The sequence below is a fragment of the Streptococcus rubneri genome (genome assembly GCF_004785935.1).
Lineage (GTDB): Bacteria > Bacillota > Bacilli > Lactobacillales > Streptococcaceae > Streptococcus > Streptococcus rubneri.
Window position 1 is genome coordinate 480,959 of record NZ_SRRP01000001.1, and the last position, 15,448, is coordinate 496,406.

16 protein-coding genes are annotated in these 15,448 nt (G+C 41.6%); 13 read left to right on the plus strand and 3 right to left on the minus strand.

Going from position 1 to position 15,448, the window contains the following annotated elements; translation table 11 throughout:
• Positions 1-34: 34 nt before the first annotated feature.
• Genes E5S68_RS02545 through E5S68_RS02555 form a run of 3 tightly spaced genes read right to left on the minus strand, consistent with a single transcriptional unit; the run spans position 35 to position 1,835 of the window.
• Positions 35-607: an ECF transporter S component gene (locus tag E5S68_RS02545; protein ID WP_135782220.1), complete on the minus strand. Its 573-nt coding sequence runs from the start codon at positions 605-607 to the stop codon at positions 35-37.
• Entirely contained in the window at positions 604-1,143 is a 540-nt protein-coding gene (coaC, locus tag E5S68_RS02550; protein ID WP_135782221.1) for a phosphopantothenoylcysteine decarboxylase, read from the minus strand. The genes E5S68_RS02545 and coaC overlap by 4 nt, the downstream gene beginning before the upstream one ends.
• A 5-nt stretch (positions 1,144-1,148) precedes the next feature.
• Complete coding sequence (locus E5S68_RS02555) at positions 1,149-1,835, minus strand: phosphopantothenate--cysteine ligase (protein WP_135782222.1); 687 nt, start codon at positions 1,833-1,835, stop codon at positions 1,149-1,151.
• A 268-nt stretch (positions 1,836-2,103) separates the two neighbouring features.
• On the opposite strand from E5S68_RS02555, the gene E5S68_RS02560 reads away from it, so the two are divergent.
• From E5S68_RS02560 to topA, 13 genes are all read left to right on the plus strand, one after another.
• The gene (locus E5S68_RS02560) at positions 2,104-3,774 is read left to right on the plus strand and encodes a formate--tetrahydrofolate ligase (protein ID WP_135782223.1); all 1,671 of its coding nucleotides are present in this window, start codon (positions 2,104-2,106) and stop codon (positions 3,772-3,774) included.
• A 79-nt stretch (positions 3,775-3,853) separates the two neighbouring features.
• On the plus strand, positions 3,854-4,387 hold the full coding sequence (locus E5S68_RS02565) for a GNAT family N-acetyltransferase (protein ID WP_135782224.1): 534 nt from the start codon (positions 3,854-3,856) through the stop codon (positions 4,385-4,387).
• Positions 4,377-5,036 carry a DNA alkylation repair protein gene (locus tag E5S68_RS02570; RefSeq protein ID WP_135782225.1) on the plus strand — a complete coding sequence of 220 codons (660 nt, stop codon included), beginning with the start codon at positions 4,377-4,379 and terminating at the stop codon, positions 5,034-5,036. The genes E5S68_RS02565 and E5S68_RS02570 overlap by 11 nt, the downstream gene beginning before the upstream one ends.
• A gap of 358 nt (positions 5,037-5,394) precedes the next feature.
• Entirely contained in the window at positions 5,395-6,396 is a 1,002-nt protein-coding gene (locus E5S68_RS02575) for a DUF3137 domain-containing protein (RefSeq protein WP_135782226.1), read from the plus strand.
• A 2-nt stretch (positions 6,397-6,398) separates the two neighbouring features.
• Positions 6,399-6,953, plus strand: coding sequence for a LemA family protein (locus tag E5S68_RS02580; RefSeq protein WP_135782227.1), 555 nt, complete (start codon positions 6,399-6,401; stop codon positions 6,951-6,953).
• A 156-nt stretch (positions 6,954-7,109) separates the two neighbouring features.
• Entirely contained in the window at positions 7,110-8,186 is a 1,077-nt protein-coding gene (locus tag E5S68_RS02585) for an aspartate-semialdehyde dehydrogenase (protein WP_135782228.1), read from the plus strand.
• A gap of 87 nt (positions 8,187-8,273) precedes the next feature.
• Positions 8,274-9,209 (plus strand): 4-hydroxy-tetrahydrodipicolinate synthase, encoded by a 936-nt coding sequence (dapA, locus tag E5S68_RS02590; RefSeq protein ID WP_135782229.1) that lies wholly within the window; start codon positions 8,274-8,276, stop codon positions 9,207-9,209.
• Between the two features lie 71 nt (positions 9,210-9,280).
• Positions 9,281-9,619, plus strand: coding sequence for an ATP cone domain-containing protein (locus E5S68_RS02595; protein ID WP_006597242.1), 339 nt, complete (start codon positions 9,281-9,283; stop codon positions 9,617-9,619).
• Positions 9,620-9,746: 127 nt separating this feature from the next.
• On the plus strand, positions 9,747-10,598 hold the full coding sequence (ylqF, locus tag E5S68_RS02600) for a ribosome biogenesis GTPase YlqF (protein WP_135782230.1): 852 nt from the start codon (positions 9,747-9,749) through the stop codon (positions 10,596-10,598).
• On the plus strand, positions 10,585-11,355 hold the full coding sequence (locus E5S68_RS02605) for a ribonuclease HII (protein ID WP_135782231.1): 771 nt from the start codon (positions 10,585-10,587) through the stop codon (positions 11,353-11,355). Before ylqF ends, E5S68_RS02605 begins: the two co-directional genes overlap by 14 nt.
• 11 nt (positions 11,356-11,366) lie before the next feature.
• Positions 11,367-12,293: an ROK family protein gene (locus E5S68_RS02610; RefSeq protein WP_135782232.1), complete on the plus strand. Its 927-nt coding sequence runs from the start codon at positions 11,367-11,369 to the stop codon at positions 12,291-12,293.
• A 76-nt stretch (positions 12,294-12,369) separates the two neighbouring features.
• A complete protein-coding gene (gene dprA, locus E5S68_RS02615; protein ID WP_135782233.1) occupies positions 12,370-13,212 on the plus strand; it encodes a DNA-processing protein DprA in 843 nt (280 codons plus the stop codon).
• Between the two features lie 92 nt (positions 13,213-13,304).
• On the plus strand, positions 13,305-15,392 hold the full coding sequence (gene topA, locus E5S68_RS02620; protein WP_135782234.1) for a type I DNA topoisomerase: 2,088 nt from the start codon (positions 13,305-13,307) through the stop codon (positions 15,390-15,392).
• The last annotated feature ends 56 nt before the right edge of the window (positions 15,393-15,448 follow it).

Genomic DNA, 15,448 nt, shown 5'->3' on the forward strand with positions numbered 1-15,448 from the left:
ACTTTCTTTTAGAAAGTGTGATAAAACTGAGGTCTTATAAGGATTTTTTTACTTTTGAGAGAGGTGGAACAATAGCTAGAGTTAGAATAACTGTGGCTAGTACTTCAATCAAAGAGTTAGTGGTTAAGACAGCTCCCAAGAAGGCTTGGATGCCACCAGGATAATTTTTTGCAAAGAAAATAAAGATACCTGAAAGAACAAAGAAGGTATTGGTCATAGACCCAGCTGCAGCGGCTATCATGAGCCCAGTTTTATTGTGAATGAACTTGTAAACAAAATAAGGAGTAATCCCAATGAGAATGCGAGGAACAAGTACGATAATGAGAGAGTAGAGGTTCCCTTTTTCAACAAAGGGACTGAATAAATAACTACTTGGTAGTTGAACGATCGTATTGATGGTTAGGCTGAAGAGCCCCATCAAGAGTCCGAGAATACCACCGATGCGAGGCCCGTAAAGAATAGATGCAATAACTACTGGAATATGGACGAAGGTCGGCGGGATTAGAAAAGGGAAGAATTGGAAGATCATGGTTGATGTGTAGTGAATGGTTACCATGATCGCAAAAAAGATAGAGATCTGTGCAATAGATGAAGAAGATTTTCTCATGTAAGGGACTCCTGTATTGTAGTAAGAATGATTTCAATGGTAGCTAAGGCACCTGCTCCTTGATCCCCGCAGGCTAATAATGCTTCTCGTGGAGGGATTATCTGGTAGCCGTAGCTTTTTAAGGTTTCGATATTGTTTTGTGTAGCGGGATGCTCCAACATCTTGGTATTCATAGCGGGTGCTAGGATTTTTTTAACATTTGTTGGTAGGGCCAAAGCAGTACTAGTAACGATATTATCTGCGAAACCATGGGCTAATTTTGCAATGGTGTTGGCACTAGCTGGAGCGACTAGAAAGAGATCAGCTTGTTTCCCTAAATCAATGTGTTGGATTTGGTCTGGTGTCTCTTCTGCCATCAGGTCCACTAGGACAGATTGTTTGGAGAGGGATTGGAGAGTCAAGGGGGTGATAAAAGCTGTGGCTGCTGGAGTCATGAGAACCTTCACCTGGTGACCGAGCTTGGTCAATTGACTGGTGATGTCTGCCGCCTTATAGGCAGAAATACTCCCTGTTACAGCTAGTAGAATATTGGCCATAGGTTTTATCCTTTATTGATAATGTAATTATAAATTTTTTGTGCGATTTCTGCCTTGGTTTCAGCTACTTGAACATCTTGTTCACTGATCAAGTATGCACGATGCTTTCCATCTTGGATATCTCTCAAGTCATTGGCCACAATTATTTCTGCCTGATTTTTTTCAAGGCTAGCACGAGCAACTGATAGTAGTTGATCCTGGGCTACATCAACTAGGAGTTTAAAACCAATCAAGCGAATCTCAGGATTCCAAATTTTTACCAGGGAAATCAACTTAGGATTTTTCTTTAAAAAAAGAACTTGGTAGTCGTCGTCTGAAGAGATTTTTGACTCTTGATTCGCGCAATGAAGAAATTGTTCTAGATTACTGGCTCCTTTTATAGCTTCAAATCCAGTCATATAGATGGGGCTATAATCTGAAACCGCCATGGCATGGATGAGAACTTGGTGTTTGGTAGTTTGTTCCTTTAGAACTAGCTGAAGTTCTGCGACGTTTGCCGTTAGAAACGTTGTTAAAAGGGGGTGCTTTTTTGGACGAACAGCCGTTGGGCTAGTAACTAGCGTCACAGGGAAGCCAGCGTCAAGAAACCGCTCAGCGATCATTTTTCCTAATTGACCAGTAGAATGATTGGTTATAGAGCGAACTTGATCGATTTTTTCACTGGTTCCACCAGAAGTAATCAAAATATTCATAGGCTTATTTTACAAGAATTTTATATTTAAGTAAAGCGAGGAATACAGAAGCTTGTACTGCCCTTCTAGTCTAAAATTCATGAAGAAAGAAGGCTTACAAGAATCCTATAGCTATTTCATATAAATTCTAATAGGAAAATAGAATAGGGTCGCTTTCCCTTTAAGAGAATAGGCAAAAGACGAACAAAGGCTTCTGAATATCAAAAAATGGATTATAAATTGAAGAAAATTCTGTATAATAGTTGTATGAAATAGTAAGGAGATTTAGATGAAGACAGATATCGAAATCGCACAAAGTGTTGAATTGAAACCTATCACAGATGTGGTAGAGAAATTGGGGATTGACTTCAATGACCTTGAACTTTATGGGAAGTACAAGGCGAAATTAACCTTTGATAAGATCCAAGAAGTTCAGAAGGAAGAGCCAGGAAAACTTATCTTGGTGACAGCTATTAATCCGACTCCAGCAGGTGAAGGGAAGTCTACCATCACCATTGGTTTGGCAGATGCTTTAAATAAAGTCGGGAAACAAACGATGATTGCCATTCGTGAACCTTCCTTAGGTCCAGTAATGGGGATTAAAGGGGGAGCAGCAGGTGGAGGCTATGCCCAAGTTCTCCCTATGGAGGATATCAACCTTCATTTCACGGGTGATATGCATGCCATTACGACAGCCAACAATGCTCTTTCAGCTTTAATCGACAATCATTTGCATCAAGGAAATGAGCTAGGCATCGACCAACGTCGGATTATCTGGAAACGGGTAGTGGACCTGAATGACCGTGCTTTGCGTCATGTTTCTGTCGGTCTCGGTGGCCCTCTTAACGGGATCCCTCGTGAAGACGGGTTTGATATCACCGTTGCTTCTGAGATCATGGCCATCCTTTGCTTGGCGACAGATATTGAAGACTTGAAGCGCCGTTTGGCTAATATTGTCATTGGTTACCGCTATGATCGTAGTCCAGTTTATGTCCGTGATTTAGAAGTAGAAGGGGCGCTTGCCTTGATTCTGAAAGATGCGATCAAGCCAAACTTGGTTCAAACCATCTATGGAACTCCAGCCTTTGTTCATGGTGGACCTTTTGCTAATATTGCCCATGGATGTAATTCTGTTTTAGCTACCTCAACCGCTCTTCGTTTAGCCGATTACGTAGTGACAGAAGCAGGTTTTGGGGCGGATTTGGGAGCTGAAAAATTCTTGGATATCAAAACACCAAATCTTCCTGTTAGCCCATCTGCAGTGGTGATCGTGGCAACAATCCGTGCTTTAAAGATGAATGGTGGGGTTGCCAAAGATGCTCTTTCTGAGGAAAACGTAGAAGCTGTTCGTTCAGGTTTTGCTAACTTGGAGCGCCACGTGGAAAATATGCGTAAGTTCGGGGTTCCTGTAGTGGTGGCTATTAATGAATTTATAACAGATACAGAAGCTGAAATTGCAGCTCTGAAAGAACTCTGTGCTTCTATTCAAGTTCCTGTTGAATTGGCGAGCGTTTGGGCTGATGGTGCTGATGGAGGGGTGGCCCTAGCAGAAACAGTAGTGGAGACACTTGAAACAACTCCAGCCAACTACTCTCGTCTTTATGATAATGACCTTTCTGTTGAAGAAAAGATCACTAAGATTGCCCAAGAAATTTACCGTGCAGACAATGTTGTCTTTGAGAAAAAAGCCAAAACTCAGATTGCTCAAATCGTAAAAAATGGCTGGGACAAGTTACCTGTTTGTATGGCTAAGACTCAATATAGTTTCTCAGATGATCCAAGTCTCCTCGGGGCGCCGTCTGGTTTTGACATTACCATTCGCGAATTGGTACCTAAGACTGGTGCAGGCTTCATTGTTGCTTTGACAGGTGAAGTGATGACTATGCCTGGATTACCAAAACGTCCTGCAGCTTTGAACATGGATGTAGCAGAAGATGGTACTGCTTTAGGCTTGTTCTAAAAAAATATATAGAGGTTGGCTGACAACCTCTATTTTTGTGCTTTTGGGGTATAATAGAGAGATAGAAAGCGAGAAGACCATGTTGAAGATAAGACCAGTCACTCTTAAAGATGCTCCTGAACTTGTCAGGATTTATGCTCCTTATGTTGAGAAAACAGCCATCACTTTCGAATACCAGATTCCGACAATTGAGGAATTTGAAGGGCGTATCGAAAAGATCCTTCAACGATTTCCCTATTTAGTAGCTGAAGTAGATGGTCAAGTCCTTGCTTATGCCTATGCCTCAACCTATTATGATCGATCAGCATATGATTGGGCGGTGGAAGTATCCGTCTATGTGGATCAAGATTATTACGGGCAAAGACTGGGTACTCGTTTGTATGAGGCGTTAGAGTCGGAGTTGGAGGCGCGTGGTTATTTACGTTTTTTAGCTTGCATCGCCCTACCAAATCCAGCTAGTATTGCCCTTCATGAAAAGCGGGGCTATGTTCAAGTCGCTCATTTCCCAAAGATTGGGTATAAGTTCAACAAATGGCATGATATTATCTGGATGCAAAAGACGATCAATGGGCCAGTAACACTCTTGAAATGTGAGGAAGAAGATGAAGATTGAAGACTTGATTCCCATTTTAGAAGCAGCAACAGTTCCTGAAAAGGTCCCTGATATGGAAGCTTATATGAAGGGGCATTTCAAATTTCTTGGTATTCAAAAGCCTACCTTACATAGGATTGAGAAAGAATTTTTTAAAGGCCACATAGGAAAAACAGTCGATTGGGACTTTGTTGAAGCCTGTTGGACACAACCCTATCGGGAGTTTCAGTATGTAGCCATGGATTATTTAGATCAAGTGAAAAAGAACTTGAAGCCCGAAGATTTTCCAAAGCTGAAACAGTTAGCTCAGACCAAGTCCTGGTGGGATAGTATTGATCAGTTGGACCGCATCATAGGAGAGATTACTTTCACCTATCCAGAAACCAAGCAGGTTATGCTGGATTGGAGTAAGGATCAGGACTTTTGGTTGAGGCGGATTGCCATTGATCACCAGCTTATGAGGAAAGAAAAAACAGATACGGATTTGTTAGAAAAAGTGATCCTCAATAATCTAGGTCAAAGCGAGTTCTTTATAAATAAGGCAATCGGCTGGAGCTTACGCAACTATTCTAAGGTCAATCCAGATTGGGTAGGGGCCTTTATCGAGCGATATCGAGAGCAGTTATCTCCTTTGAGCATTCGAGAAGGAAGCAAGTACCTACCTTCTTGACAGTTTGTGGATGTTCATGGTAAACTAGATTTATGCGATGAGTCGATTGGCTCTTAGGAGCCTTTTGCGCTGAGGAGGTCTACATTCAATTGTAACGCAGGAACGGACCTTGAACAGTTGTGTGAACCGGCTGTTCTCATCGAAAGATGCCTCGATCCCTTACCGTTTGGTAGGGGATTTTTTGGTTTCTTAGCTGAGGAGCTCATTGATTAGATTGCTTATCTAGTCTGTTGTCCTATAAACTCTTATGAAAAAGAAGAGACTCCAATAGTAAATTTGCTCTTATTTCGTCGCAGTGGTATAATGGGTGAAAAGATATAGCGCTGTCTTTCATATCAACCATGGAAAGGAGATGTCTATGGAAGTTGAACAAAATCAGTCAACAACTAGGTGGTCGCAAGAAAAATCCCAGCGAATTAGTGAGCTAGAAAATTCAAAAGAGTATCAAGACAGACTGTTTTTAATGAAGGAACAGATGAAGAGCAATCTTCATTGGAGGGCCGTTACCATTCTTGGTATTATTTTAGCTGTTCTATCTTTCCTACTTTTGAGATTTCGAGCGGTTATTATCATTCTTCCTGCTCTAGTTTTCTATTATTTACCTCAATACAACAAAAGGAAGGCTTTATTCGGGGATAATGTTCGCTCCAATGACGAAATCTATATTAATGATTTTCTCTGTCCTATTCTGAAAGAAGTTTTTCCTCAAGCAGAGTTAACTTTGACTGCAAACTATGCTATGGATGCCTTACAGGTTGTTAGTCCTCGGTCGACCAAGTTTAATCTCTTTAATCAACTGTCTTTCCATGATGAAAGAAATCTCACAGTCGCCAACCTTTATGGTCACCATACAGAGACCAGGTATGAAACAGACTCAAATGGGCATACCAGAACTGTCCAAGAAGAAGTGACGGATTTCGTTGGCCAACTCTTTTCTCTGAAGGCACCTAGTCCCTTCCCAGGACATATGCGGGTGGTTCCGACCAAGAAATCCTTCTTTTTCAAAAGAGAAGTCAAAGGAGCCTATCCAGGTCCTGGAAAAAATGAGGTACAAATTGAAACAGAAGATATCCAGAACAACGAGAATTACAATATCTATTGTACGGATGAATTTGCTGCTCGAAAATTTTTGAAGCCTAAGGTGTTAGATTGGTTCGACAAGCAGATTGCTCAAAATGCGATGTGTGTCTACTTGGTAGAGGATCGTCTCTATATTTCCTTGTATACCAATCGCTATATTTTTCCAACACCAAGAAAGAAACAAGCTGTTGAGAATCTTTCCTTAGCTGCAGAGTATCAAAAACTCTGTATGGAGATTGATATCATTGATGAATTAACCAATATTTTTAAAGGAGAATGACGATGTCAGGTTTCATTATTGCACTTATTGTTTTTGCACTAGTAGTTGTTATGTGGTTTATCGGAGAAAGCAATCGCTTGAACCGTTATCAGGTCATGATTGAAGAATCAAAGAGGACGGTTGATATCACCTTGGTTAAACGCTACGACACCATTTCGGAAATGTTGAAGGTTGCTAAGGCTTATGCCAAACATGAAGAGAAAGTCTTTAGCGAATTGGTAGCCCTTCGCCAAGGTGCCTCTATCCAAGAATCCAATCAAGTTATTGCCAATCAAAATGATGTTTTGGCACAAATCCGAGCAGTGGGTGAGAATTATCCGGAGCTCTTATCTTCTAACCAATTCTTGGCCTTGCAAAAAGAAATTGCAGACGAAAATGAAGATTTGGCAGCTTCTAAACGCATTGTCAATAGCAATATTAGCCAAATCAACCAAGCCATTGTAACCTTCCCAACTTCAGTAGTTGCGGGTATCAAAGGGATGCAACAGGTCCAGTTCCTTTTGGAAGATACTCAAGGTAAGAAGGATTTAAGTGATTTGGATTATGAGATCCATTAATTTTTAATTAAAGCATCATATATCTAGAAACTATCCCGGTCTTTGATCGGGATTTTTTGTTTTCATAAATGTAAAATACGCTTTTCATTTACTAGGAAAAATAGTATAATAGATAAAATTCACAAATTTTTAGAAAATTCCGAAAGAGGTTATACTATGGGATATACAGTTGCTGTTGTCGGTGCGACAGGTGCCGTTGGTGCTCAAATGATCAAGATGTTGGAAGAATCCAATCTTCCGATTGATAAAATTCGTTTCCTTGCTTCTGCTCGTTCAGCTGGTAAGGTATTGAAATTTAAGGATCTAGACATTACGATTGAAGAAACAACAGAAACTGCCTTCGAAGGGGTAGATATCGCTCTCTTCTCAGCTGGTGGTTCTACTTCTGCAAAATATGCACCTTATGCTGTAAAGGCAGGTGCAGTCGTAGTAGATAATACTTCTTATTTCCGTCAAAATCCAGATGTACCATTAGTAGTTCCTGAAGTAAATGCACATGCGCTTGATGCCCATAATGGGATTATCGCCTGTCCTAACTGTTCAACGATTCAAATGATGGTAGCTCTTGAGCCTGTTCGTCAGAAATGGGGCTTGAACCGGATTATCGTTTCAACTTACCAAGCTGTTTCAGGTGCTGGTATGGGAGCCATTCTTGAAACCCAACGTGAACTTCGGGAAGTTTTGAATGATGGGGTGGATCCACGTGATTTGCATGCAGAAATCTTACCATCAGGTGGCGATAAGAAACATTATCCAATCGCTTTTAACGCACTTCCACAAATCGACGTCTTCACTGACAATGACTACACTTACGAAGAGATGAAGATGACCAATGAAACCAAGAAAATCATGGAAGACGATAGGATCGCCGTTTCTGCAACTTGTGTGCGTATCCCCGTCTTGTCAGCTCACTCAGAGTCTGTCTACATCGAGACCAAGGAAGTAGCTCCAATCGAAGAAGTGAAAGCGGCCATTGCTGCCTTCCCTGGTGCTGTCTTGGAAGATGATGTCGCTCATCAAGTATACCCACAAGCGATTAACGCTGTTGGTTCTCGCGATACCTTTGTTGGTCGTATCCGTAAAGATTTGGATGCTGAAAAGGGAATCCATATGTGGGTGGTTTCTGATAACCTTCTTAAAGGAGCTGCTTGGAACTCAGTTCAAATTGCAGAAACCCTTCATGAACGTGGACTCGTGCGCCCAACAGCTGAGTTGAAGTTTGAGTTGAAATGATTCTATAACTGAATAATATGTAATGGGGACAGTCATCAACTTTGGTGCTGTCCCTCTTCCCTATGATTGATTCGAGAAGGAGCATCAATGTCTTATCAAGATTTAAAAGATTGTAAAATGATTACCGCCTTTATCACCCCCTTTCATGAAGATGGCTCGATCAACTTTGAGGCTATTCCGCCCTTAATTGAGCATTTACTAGCCCATCACACAGATGGAATTCTCTTAGCTGGTACCACGGCCGAAAGTCCGACACTGACACACGATGAAGAGCTCTTATTATTTGCTGCAGTTCAAAAGGTGGTGAACGGACGTGTTCCTTTGATTGCTGGTGTCGGGACCAATGAGACCCGAGATTCCATTGAGTTTGTAAAGGAAGTAGATCAGTTTGGTGGCTTTGCTGCTGGTTTGGCCATTGTTCCATACTACAACAAACCTTCTCAAGAAGGTATGTACCAGCATTTTAAGGCTATTGCGGACGCTTCTAACTTGCCAATTATTATTTACAATATTCCTGGGCGCGTGGTGGTCGAAATGACACCAGAAACCATGCTCCGCTTGGCCGAACATCCAAACATCATCGGGGTCAAAGAGTGTACAACCCTTGCCAATATGGCTTACTTAATCGAGCACAAGCCAGAGGAGTTTCTCATCTATACAGGGGAAGACGGGGATGCTTTCCACGCTATGAACCTTGGAGCAGACGGTGTGATTTCAGTAGCATCTCATACTAATGGTGATGAAATGCATGAAATGTTCCAAGCTATTGAGAATAATGATATTAAAAAGGCAGCGGCTATCCAGCGCCAATTTATCCCTAAAGTCAATGCTCTCTTCTCTTATCCAAGCCCAGCTCCTGTCAAATCAGTCTTGAACTATATGGGATTTGAAGCAGGTCCAACCCGTCTGCCATTGGTACCAGCACCCGCTGAGGAAGCTAAGCGCATCATCAAGGTTGTAGTGGATGGAGATTACCATGCGACCAAAGAAATCATTACGGGAGTTCTTCGTCCGGATTATTGATGTCTTAGATTCTTGACAAATCCCCTATTTATTAAGATAATAGAAGTATATTGATGATCAAGGAGAATAAGATGGAAGTCATTAAACGTAGTGGTGAAGTTGTAGAATTTGACCCAGATAAAATCTATCAAGCTGTTTTGAAGGCGGCACAAACAGTCTATGTCTTGACGGATGATCTTCGCCAAAACTTGGCGCAAGTGACCAAGAAAGTTGTAATGGATTTGGAAGAAGCGAAAGTGGAACGTGCCACTATCAGCATGATCCAGTCAATGGTTGAGCACCGCTTACTTGGTGCTGGTTATATTACCATTGCTGAACACTATATTTCTTATCGTTTGCAACGAGATTTGGAACGAAGTGGTTATGGTGATCACATTGCTGTTCACTTGCATTTTGAGCAAATAAGATAAAAGAATACGCGGAGTTACGGTTGTAGCTTCGTTTTTTTGTAGGGCGAAAATGGGAAGCAGTTTCAAAAGCAAAAATCTGAATTCATGGTATAATAGATAGGATTGAATGTTGAAAGGATTTCATTTCATGGCGATTATTCAATGGTTTCCTGGACATATGTCCAAAGCTAGAAGACAAGTACAAGAAAATTTGAAATTTGTGGATTTTGTGACGGTTTTGGTGGACGCGCGTTTGCCCTTATCTAGTCAAAATCCCATGTTAACAAAAATTGTTGGTGACAAACCTAAATTGATGATTTTAAACAAGGTTGACTTGGCTGATCCTGTCGCAACAAAAGAATGGCAGGAGTATTTCGAATTACAAGGTATCAGAACCTTGTCTATTAACTCCAAAGAGCAGTCAACGGTTAAGAAGGTCACGGATGCGGCTAAGTCTTTGATGGCCGATAAAATTGCCCGTCAGAAGGAACGGGGGATTCAAATCGAAACTCTTCGGACCATGATTATTGGGATTCCCAACGCTGGTAAATCAACGCTGATGAATCGTTTAGCAGGGAAAAAAATTGCCGTCGTTGGAAATAAACCAGGGGTGACTAAGGGACAACAGTGGTTGAAAACCAATAAGGACCTCGAAATCTTGGATACCCCAGGGATTCTTTGGCCAAAATTTGAAGATGAAGATGTAGCTTTAAAATTAGCTTTAACGGGTGCCATTAAGGATCAGCTCCTACCAATGGATGAGGTGACTATTTTTGGTCTAGAGTATTTTAAATCCCACTATCCAAAAGAGTTGCAAGAACGCTATAAGCAAATGGATTTGGAACAGGAAGCACCGGAAATCATCATGGAGATGACTCAACGTCTAGGCTTCCGAGATGATTACGATCGCTTTTACAGCTTGTTTGTCAAGGATGTACGCGATGGTCGTTTGGGTCGCTATACCCTTGATCGTGTAGGTGAAGTGGATGCCAACGATTAGAGAAATCAAAGAGCGTTTGGCAATGATTGATAGGCTGGATCATCCCTTGTTTGAAGAGTTGATCGCCGATGGTCGAGCAGGTGTTCAGGCTGCTATTAGTAAAAGAAAACGCGAACTCCAAAAGCAAGTTGAGGAAGACCTGCGTTTGGAAAAAATGTTAGCCTATGAAAAAGAGCTCTATGCTCAAGGGATTCAACTCATTGCAGGAGTAGATGAAGTAGGGCGAGGCCCTTTGGCTGGCCCTGTAGTTGCTGCAGCCGTTATTCTGCCTGAAAATTGTAAGATCCCAGGTTTGAATGATAGCAAGAAAATCCCTAAATCGAAGCATCAAGCTATTTACCAAGCAGTTCTAGATCAGGCTCTTTCGGTTGGGATTGGGGTTAAAGACAATCAGGTCATTGATCAGGTCAATATTTATGAAGCAACGAAATTAGCCATGTTAGAGGCTATTCAAGAATTGGACCAACAGCCTCAACATCTCTTGATCGATGCTATGAAATTAGATTTGCCTATTTCACAGACATCCATTATTAAAGGAGATGCTAATTCCCTGTCTATCGCGGCAGCTTCTGTTGTGGCTAAGGTGACCCGGGATCAGATGATGGCAGCCTATGACCAAGAGTATCCAGGTTATGATTTTGGTCAGAATGCGGGGTATGGGACAAGCAAGCATCTTGAAGGATTGGAAAAATATGGGGTTACTCCTATCCATCGCCGAAGCTTCGAACCCATTAAGTCCATGACGTATGTTGATTAGGAGGGAAGGAAATGCTCTTAGCCTTTGACATTGGAGGAACTTTTATTAAATATGCCTTAGTCGATGAAGCCTATCAGGTGAGTGATTCTTCTAAAGTCCCGACACCAGATACTATTGAGGAATTCTGGGAAGCTCTCGAGCACGTGATTTGCTTGTTCCAAAATCGAATGACTGGGATTGCCATCTCTTGTCCGGGTGAAATCAATAGTCGACTTGGTTTTGTCTTTAAAGGTGGCCTCATTCCCTATCTGAGAAATATTCCATTAGCTTCTCGTTTAAACAAGTCGTTTCAAGTCCCAGTGACCGTCCTCAACGATGGGGATGCTGCAGGTTTGGCGGAAGCTCGAATTGGGAACCTCCAGGATTGTGGCTGTGGAGCCACCTTTGTTTTAGGGACTGGAGTAGGATTATCCTTGACTTCCAATGGTTCCTTAATTTCCACCTGGAATCTCAAGGATTATCTTCGTTGGCCGAACCCAGAAGAGCCACCAACGGCTCCAGAACAAAAACAATTTCAGAGGGAGATTTTGAAGCATGGGATTTCCACTTTGGTTCAAAATTTAGGCTCAGCTGTCAATTTTGTAGCCCAGGCTAGTCAACTCTTGCAACTGTCGGAAGAGGATGGCATTCAGGTTTTTGAAGCCCTTCACGCTGGTCATCATGAGGAATTACAAAACTTATTTATTTCTTATTGTCGGGAGATTGCGATTCTGATCTATAATCTTCAGTCGCTTGTTCGGCTTGAAAAAGTCACGATTGGTGGAGGAATTAGTAGCCAAGATCTTCTTTTAGAAGAGATCAACTATCAGTATAAAAGCCTGATGGATGAAAGTAGGGAGCAACGATTTTCTTTAGTGGAGATTCAAGCAGCTCGTTACCACAACTCCAGTAATCTTTTAGGGGCAGTTTGTCATTTTAAAATCTTAGAAAATCATTAAAAAGTTCTATTTTTAGAGCTTTTTTTGTTTTCTTTTACGAATATTATAAATAGATAGTAGAAAATGAGGTTTTATGATGAACAAATACGAACTTTATAAGTTAAAGGTTGCTGGACTCTCGAATGAACAAGTATTTAGGATTGTATCCTATTGGGAAATGAATGGGGACTGGCCGGATTTAGAACAGATTGCTCAGCTAGCAGGGTGTCGCAATCAGGCTATTTTTATAGAGCGTTATATTCGGATTGATGACCAAATACTGAGGGAAGAATTTAAAGAGTTTGATTCTATTTCCATTATGGATGAGGAGTATCCAGAAGAACTCCTTTGGATGCACAATCCACCTGTTTTGCTCTTTTATGAAGGAAATATTGATCTGCTCAAACACCCAAAAATTGCTGTTGTTGGGAGTCGTCGTTGTAGCCGAACAGGGATTCATTCTGTTGAGAAAATTATCAATGAATTAAACAATGAATTGGTGGTGGTGAGTGGACTTGCCAAAGGAATTGATGCAGCTTCCCATTATGCAGCTATACGAAATGGAGGAAAGACCATAGGGGTGATTGGAACTGGATTAGATGTCTATTATCCTCGATGCAATAAACAGTTGCAGAAGCATATGAGCGAACGTTACCTAGTCCTTACAGAGTATGGTCCAGGGCAAGGACCGCAAAAGCACCATTTCCCAGAACGCAATCGGATTATTGCTGGTCTATCACGAGGAGTAATTGTTGCTGAAGCTCGTATGCGCTCGGGGAGCTTGATTACCTGTGAACGTGCCCTAGAAGAAGGGCGAGATGTTTTTGCTATCCCAGGTTCGATCATAGATGGTCGATCTGATGGTTGTCATCACTTAATTCAGGAGGGAGCAAAGCTTGTCACTAGCGGAAAAGATGTTCTAGATGAGTTCGAATTTTAAAATGAGTTTTCCTATAGGAAAACTTCACGGTTGACATCCTGGAAAAAATAGTTTACACTCTATGAGGTTTATTACAAAATAGAGGTAGAAGAGTGGCTACAAAAACAAAAAAGAAAACCACAACAGCTAAAAAGAATTTAGTCATCGTGGAGTCTCCTGCAAAAGCAAAGACAATTGAAAAATATCTTGGCAGAAATTATAAAGTCATGGCCAGCGTGGGTCATATTCGGGACTTGAAAAAATCGACCATGTCGATTGATTTTGATAACAATTACGAGCCAGAGTATATTAATATTAGAGGAAAAGGTCCTTTGATCAATGACCTGAAGAAAGAAGCTAAAAAAGCTAAGCAAGTCTTTCTCGCAAGTGACCCGGACCGTGAAGGAGAAGCTATTTCATGGCATTTAGCTCATATCTTGCAATTGGATAAGGACGAAAAGAACCGGGTGGTCTTCAATGAAATCACCAAAGATGCGGTTAAAAATGCCTTTCAAGAACCGCGCAAGATTGATATGGATTTGGTGGATGCCCAACAAGCCCGCCGTGTTTTGGACCGGATTGTAGGATATTCGATTTCACCGATTCTCTGGAAAAAGGTAAAGAAAGGCCTTTCTGCTGGTCGGGTACAATCCGTTGCCCTTAAATTGATCATTGATCGGGAAGAAGAAATTAATGCCTTCCAACCAGAAGAATACTGGACAATAGACGGCACCTTCAAAAAGGGGACCAAGCAATTTCAAGCCAATTTCTATGGAATGAATGGCAAGAAGATGAAGTTGCAAAATCAAGAGGATGTGAAAGCAGTTCTTTCACATCTTAAGGGAAAAGATTACGTGGTTGAAAAGGTAGAGAAAAAGGAGCGCAAACGCAATGCACCCCTTCCTTACACAACTTCTTCTATGCAGATGGATGCGGCCAATAAGATTAACTTCCGTACACGTAAGACCATGATGGTTGCTCAGCAGTTGTATGAAGGAATCAATATCGGATCAGGTGTCCAAGGTTTGATCACCTATATGCGTACGGATTCGACTCGGATTAGTCCTGTCGCTCAAAATGAAGCAGCTCAGTTTATTGTGGATCGTTTTGGAGCGAATTATTCCAAACAGGGTAGCCGGGTTAAGAATGCTTCTGGTGCCCAGGATGCCCATGAAGCCATTCGTCCTTCTAGTGTCCACAATACGCCTGAGAAAATTGCTAAGTACCTGGACAAGGACCAGCTCAAGCTCTACACTTTGATCTGGAATCGTTTTGTAGCTAGTCAGATGACAGCAGCTGTGTTTGATACCATGAATGTCCGTTTAGGGCAAAATGGGGTCCAGTATACGGCAAATGGAAGTCAAGTGAAGTTCGACGGTTATTTAGCCATCTATAACGATTCGGATAAGAATAAGATGCTACCAGATATGGAAGAAGGGGACACTGTCACTCAGGTCAACAGCAAACCTGAACAGCACTTTACCCAACCACCAGCCCGTTATTCTGAAGCGACCCTGATTAAGACGCTAGAAGAAAACGGAGTGGGTCGTCCTTCAACCTATGCTCCGACGATTGAAACTATTCAAAAACGCTATTATGTGAAGCTTGTAGCTAAACGTTTTGAACCGACTGAGTTAGGGGAAATCGTTAATAAGTTGATTGTTGAATTTTTCCCAGATATCGTCAATGTGACCTTCACTGCTGAAATGGAAGGGAAACTCGATGATGTCGAACTCGGAAAAGAAGAGTGGCAAAAAGTCATTGATGCCTTCTACAAACCATTCTCTAAAGAAGTCGCGAAGGCTGAAGAAGAGATGGAAAAAATCCAAATCAAAGACGAACCAGCTGGTTTTGATTGTGAAGTCTGTGGCAGCCCGATGGTTATCAAGCTAGGCCGTTATGGAAAGTTCTATGCTTGTAGTAATTTCCCAGATTGTCACCATACCCAAGCCATCGTGAAGGAGATTGGGGTGGAATGTCCAAATTGTCACCAGGGACAAATCATTGAACGTAAAACCAAACGGAACCGTATCTTCTATGGATGCAATCGTTATCCGGACTGTGAATTCACCTCTTGGGACAAGCCCATCGGTCGGGACTGTCCAAAATGTGGTCAGTATTTGGTTGAAAAGAAAGTTCGTGGTGGTGGTAAGCAGGTCGTATGTAGCAATGGCGACTATGAAGAAGAAAAAGTCAAATAATTATTTAGAATTATTTGATGTCTATTATAACGGCAATTTTTGTAAATGTCTGTTAT

Excerpts from the sequence above, each read along its gene's own strand:
- E5S68_RS02545 (WP_135782220.1), bottom strand. The coding sequence starts at position 607 with ATGAGAAAATCTTCTTCATCTATTGCACAGATCTCTATCTTTTTTGCG.
- coaC (WP_135782221.1), bottom strand. The coding sequence starts at position 1,143 with ATGGCCAATATTCTACTAGCTGTAACAGGGAGTATTTCTGCCTATAAG.
- E5S68_RS02555 (WP_135782222.1), bottom strand. The coding sequence starts at position 1,835 with ATGAATATTTTGATTACTTCTGGTGGAACCAGTGAAAAAATCGATCAA.
- E5S68_RS02560 (WP_135782223.1), top strand. The coding sequence starts at position 2,104 with ATGAAGACAGATATCGAAATCGCACAAAGTGTTGAATTGAAACCTATC.
- E5S68_RS02565 (WP_135782224.1), top strand. The coding sequence starts at position 3,854 with ATGTTGAAGATAAGACCAGTCACTCTTAAAGATGCTCCTGAACTTGTC.
- E5S68_RS02570 (WP_135782225.1), top strand. The coding sequence starts at position 4,377 with ATGAAGATTGAAGACTTGATTCCCATTTTAGAAGCAGCAACAGTTCCT.
- E5S68_RS02575 (WP_135782226.1), top strand. The coding sequence starts at position 5,395 with ATGGAAGTTGAACAAAATCAGTCAACAACTAGGTGGTCGCAAGAAAAA.
- E5S68_RS02580 (WP_135782227.1), top strand. The coding sequence starts at position 6,399 with ATGTCAGGTTTCATTATTGCACTTATTGTTTTTGCACTAGTAGTTGTT.
- E5S68_RS02585 (WP_135782228.1), top strand. The coding sequence starts at position 7,110 with ATGGGATATACAGTTGCTGTTGTCGGTGCGACAGGTGCCGTTGGTGCT.
- dapA (WP_135782229.1), top strand. The coding sequence starts at position 8,274 with ATGTCTTATCAAGATTTAAAAGATTGTAAAATGATTACCGCCTTTATC.
- E5S68_RS02595 (WP_006597242.1), top strand. The coding sequence starts at position 9,281 with ATGGAAGTCATTAAACGTAGTGGTGAAGTTGTAGAATTTGACCCAGAT.
- ylqF (WP_135782230.1), top strand. The coding sequence starts at position 9,747 with ATGGCGATTATTCAATGGTTTCCTGGACATATGTCCAAAGCTAGAAGA.
- E5S68_RS02605 (WP_135782231.1), top strand. The coding sequence starts at position 10,585 with ATGCCAACGATTAGAGAAATCAAAGAGCGTTTGGCAATGATTGATAGG.
- E5S68_RS02610 (WP_135782232.1), top strand. The coding sequence starts at position 11,367 with ATGCTCTTAGCCTTTGACATTGGAGGAACTTTTATTAAATATGCCTTA.
- dprA (WP_135782233.1), top strand. The coding sequence starts at position 12,370 with ATGAACAAATACGAACTTTATAAGTTAAAGGTTGCTGGACTCTCGAAT.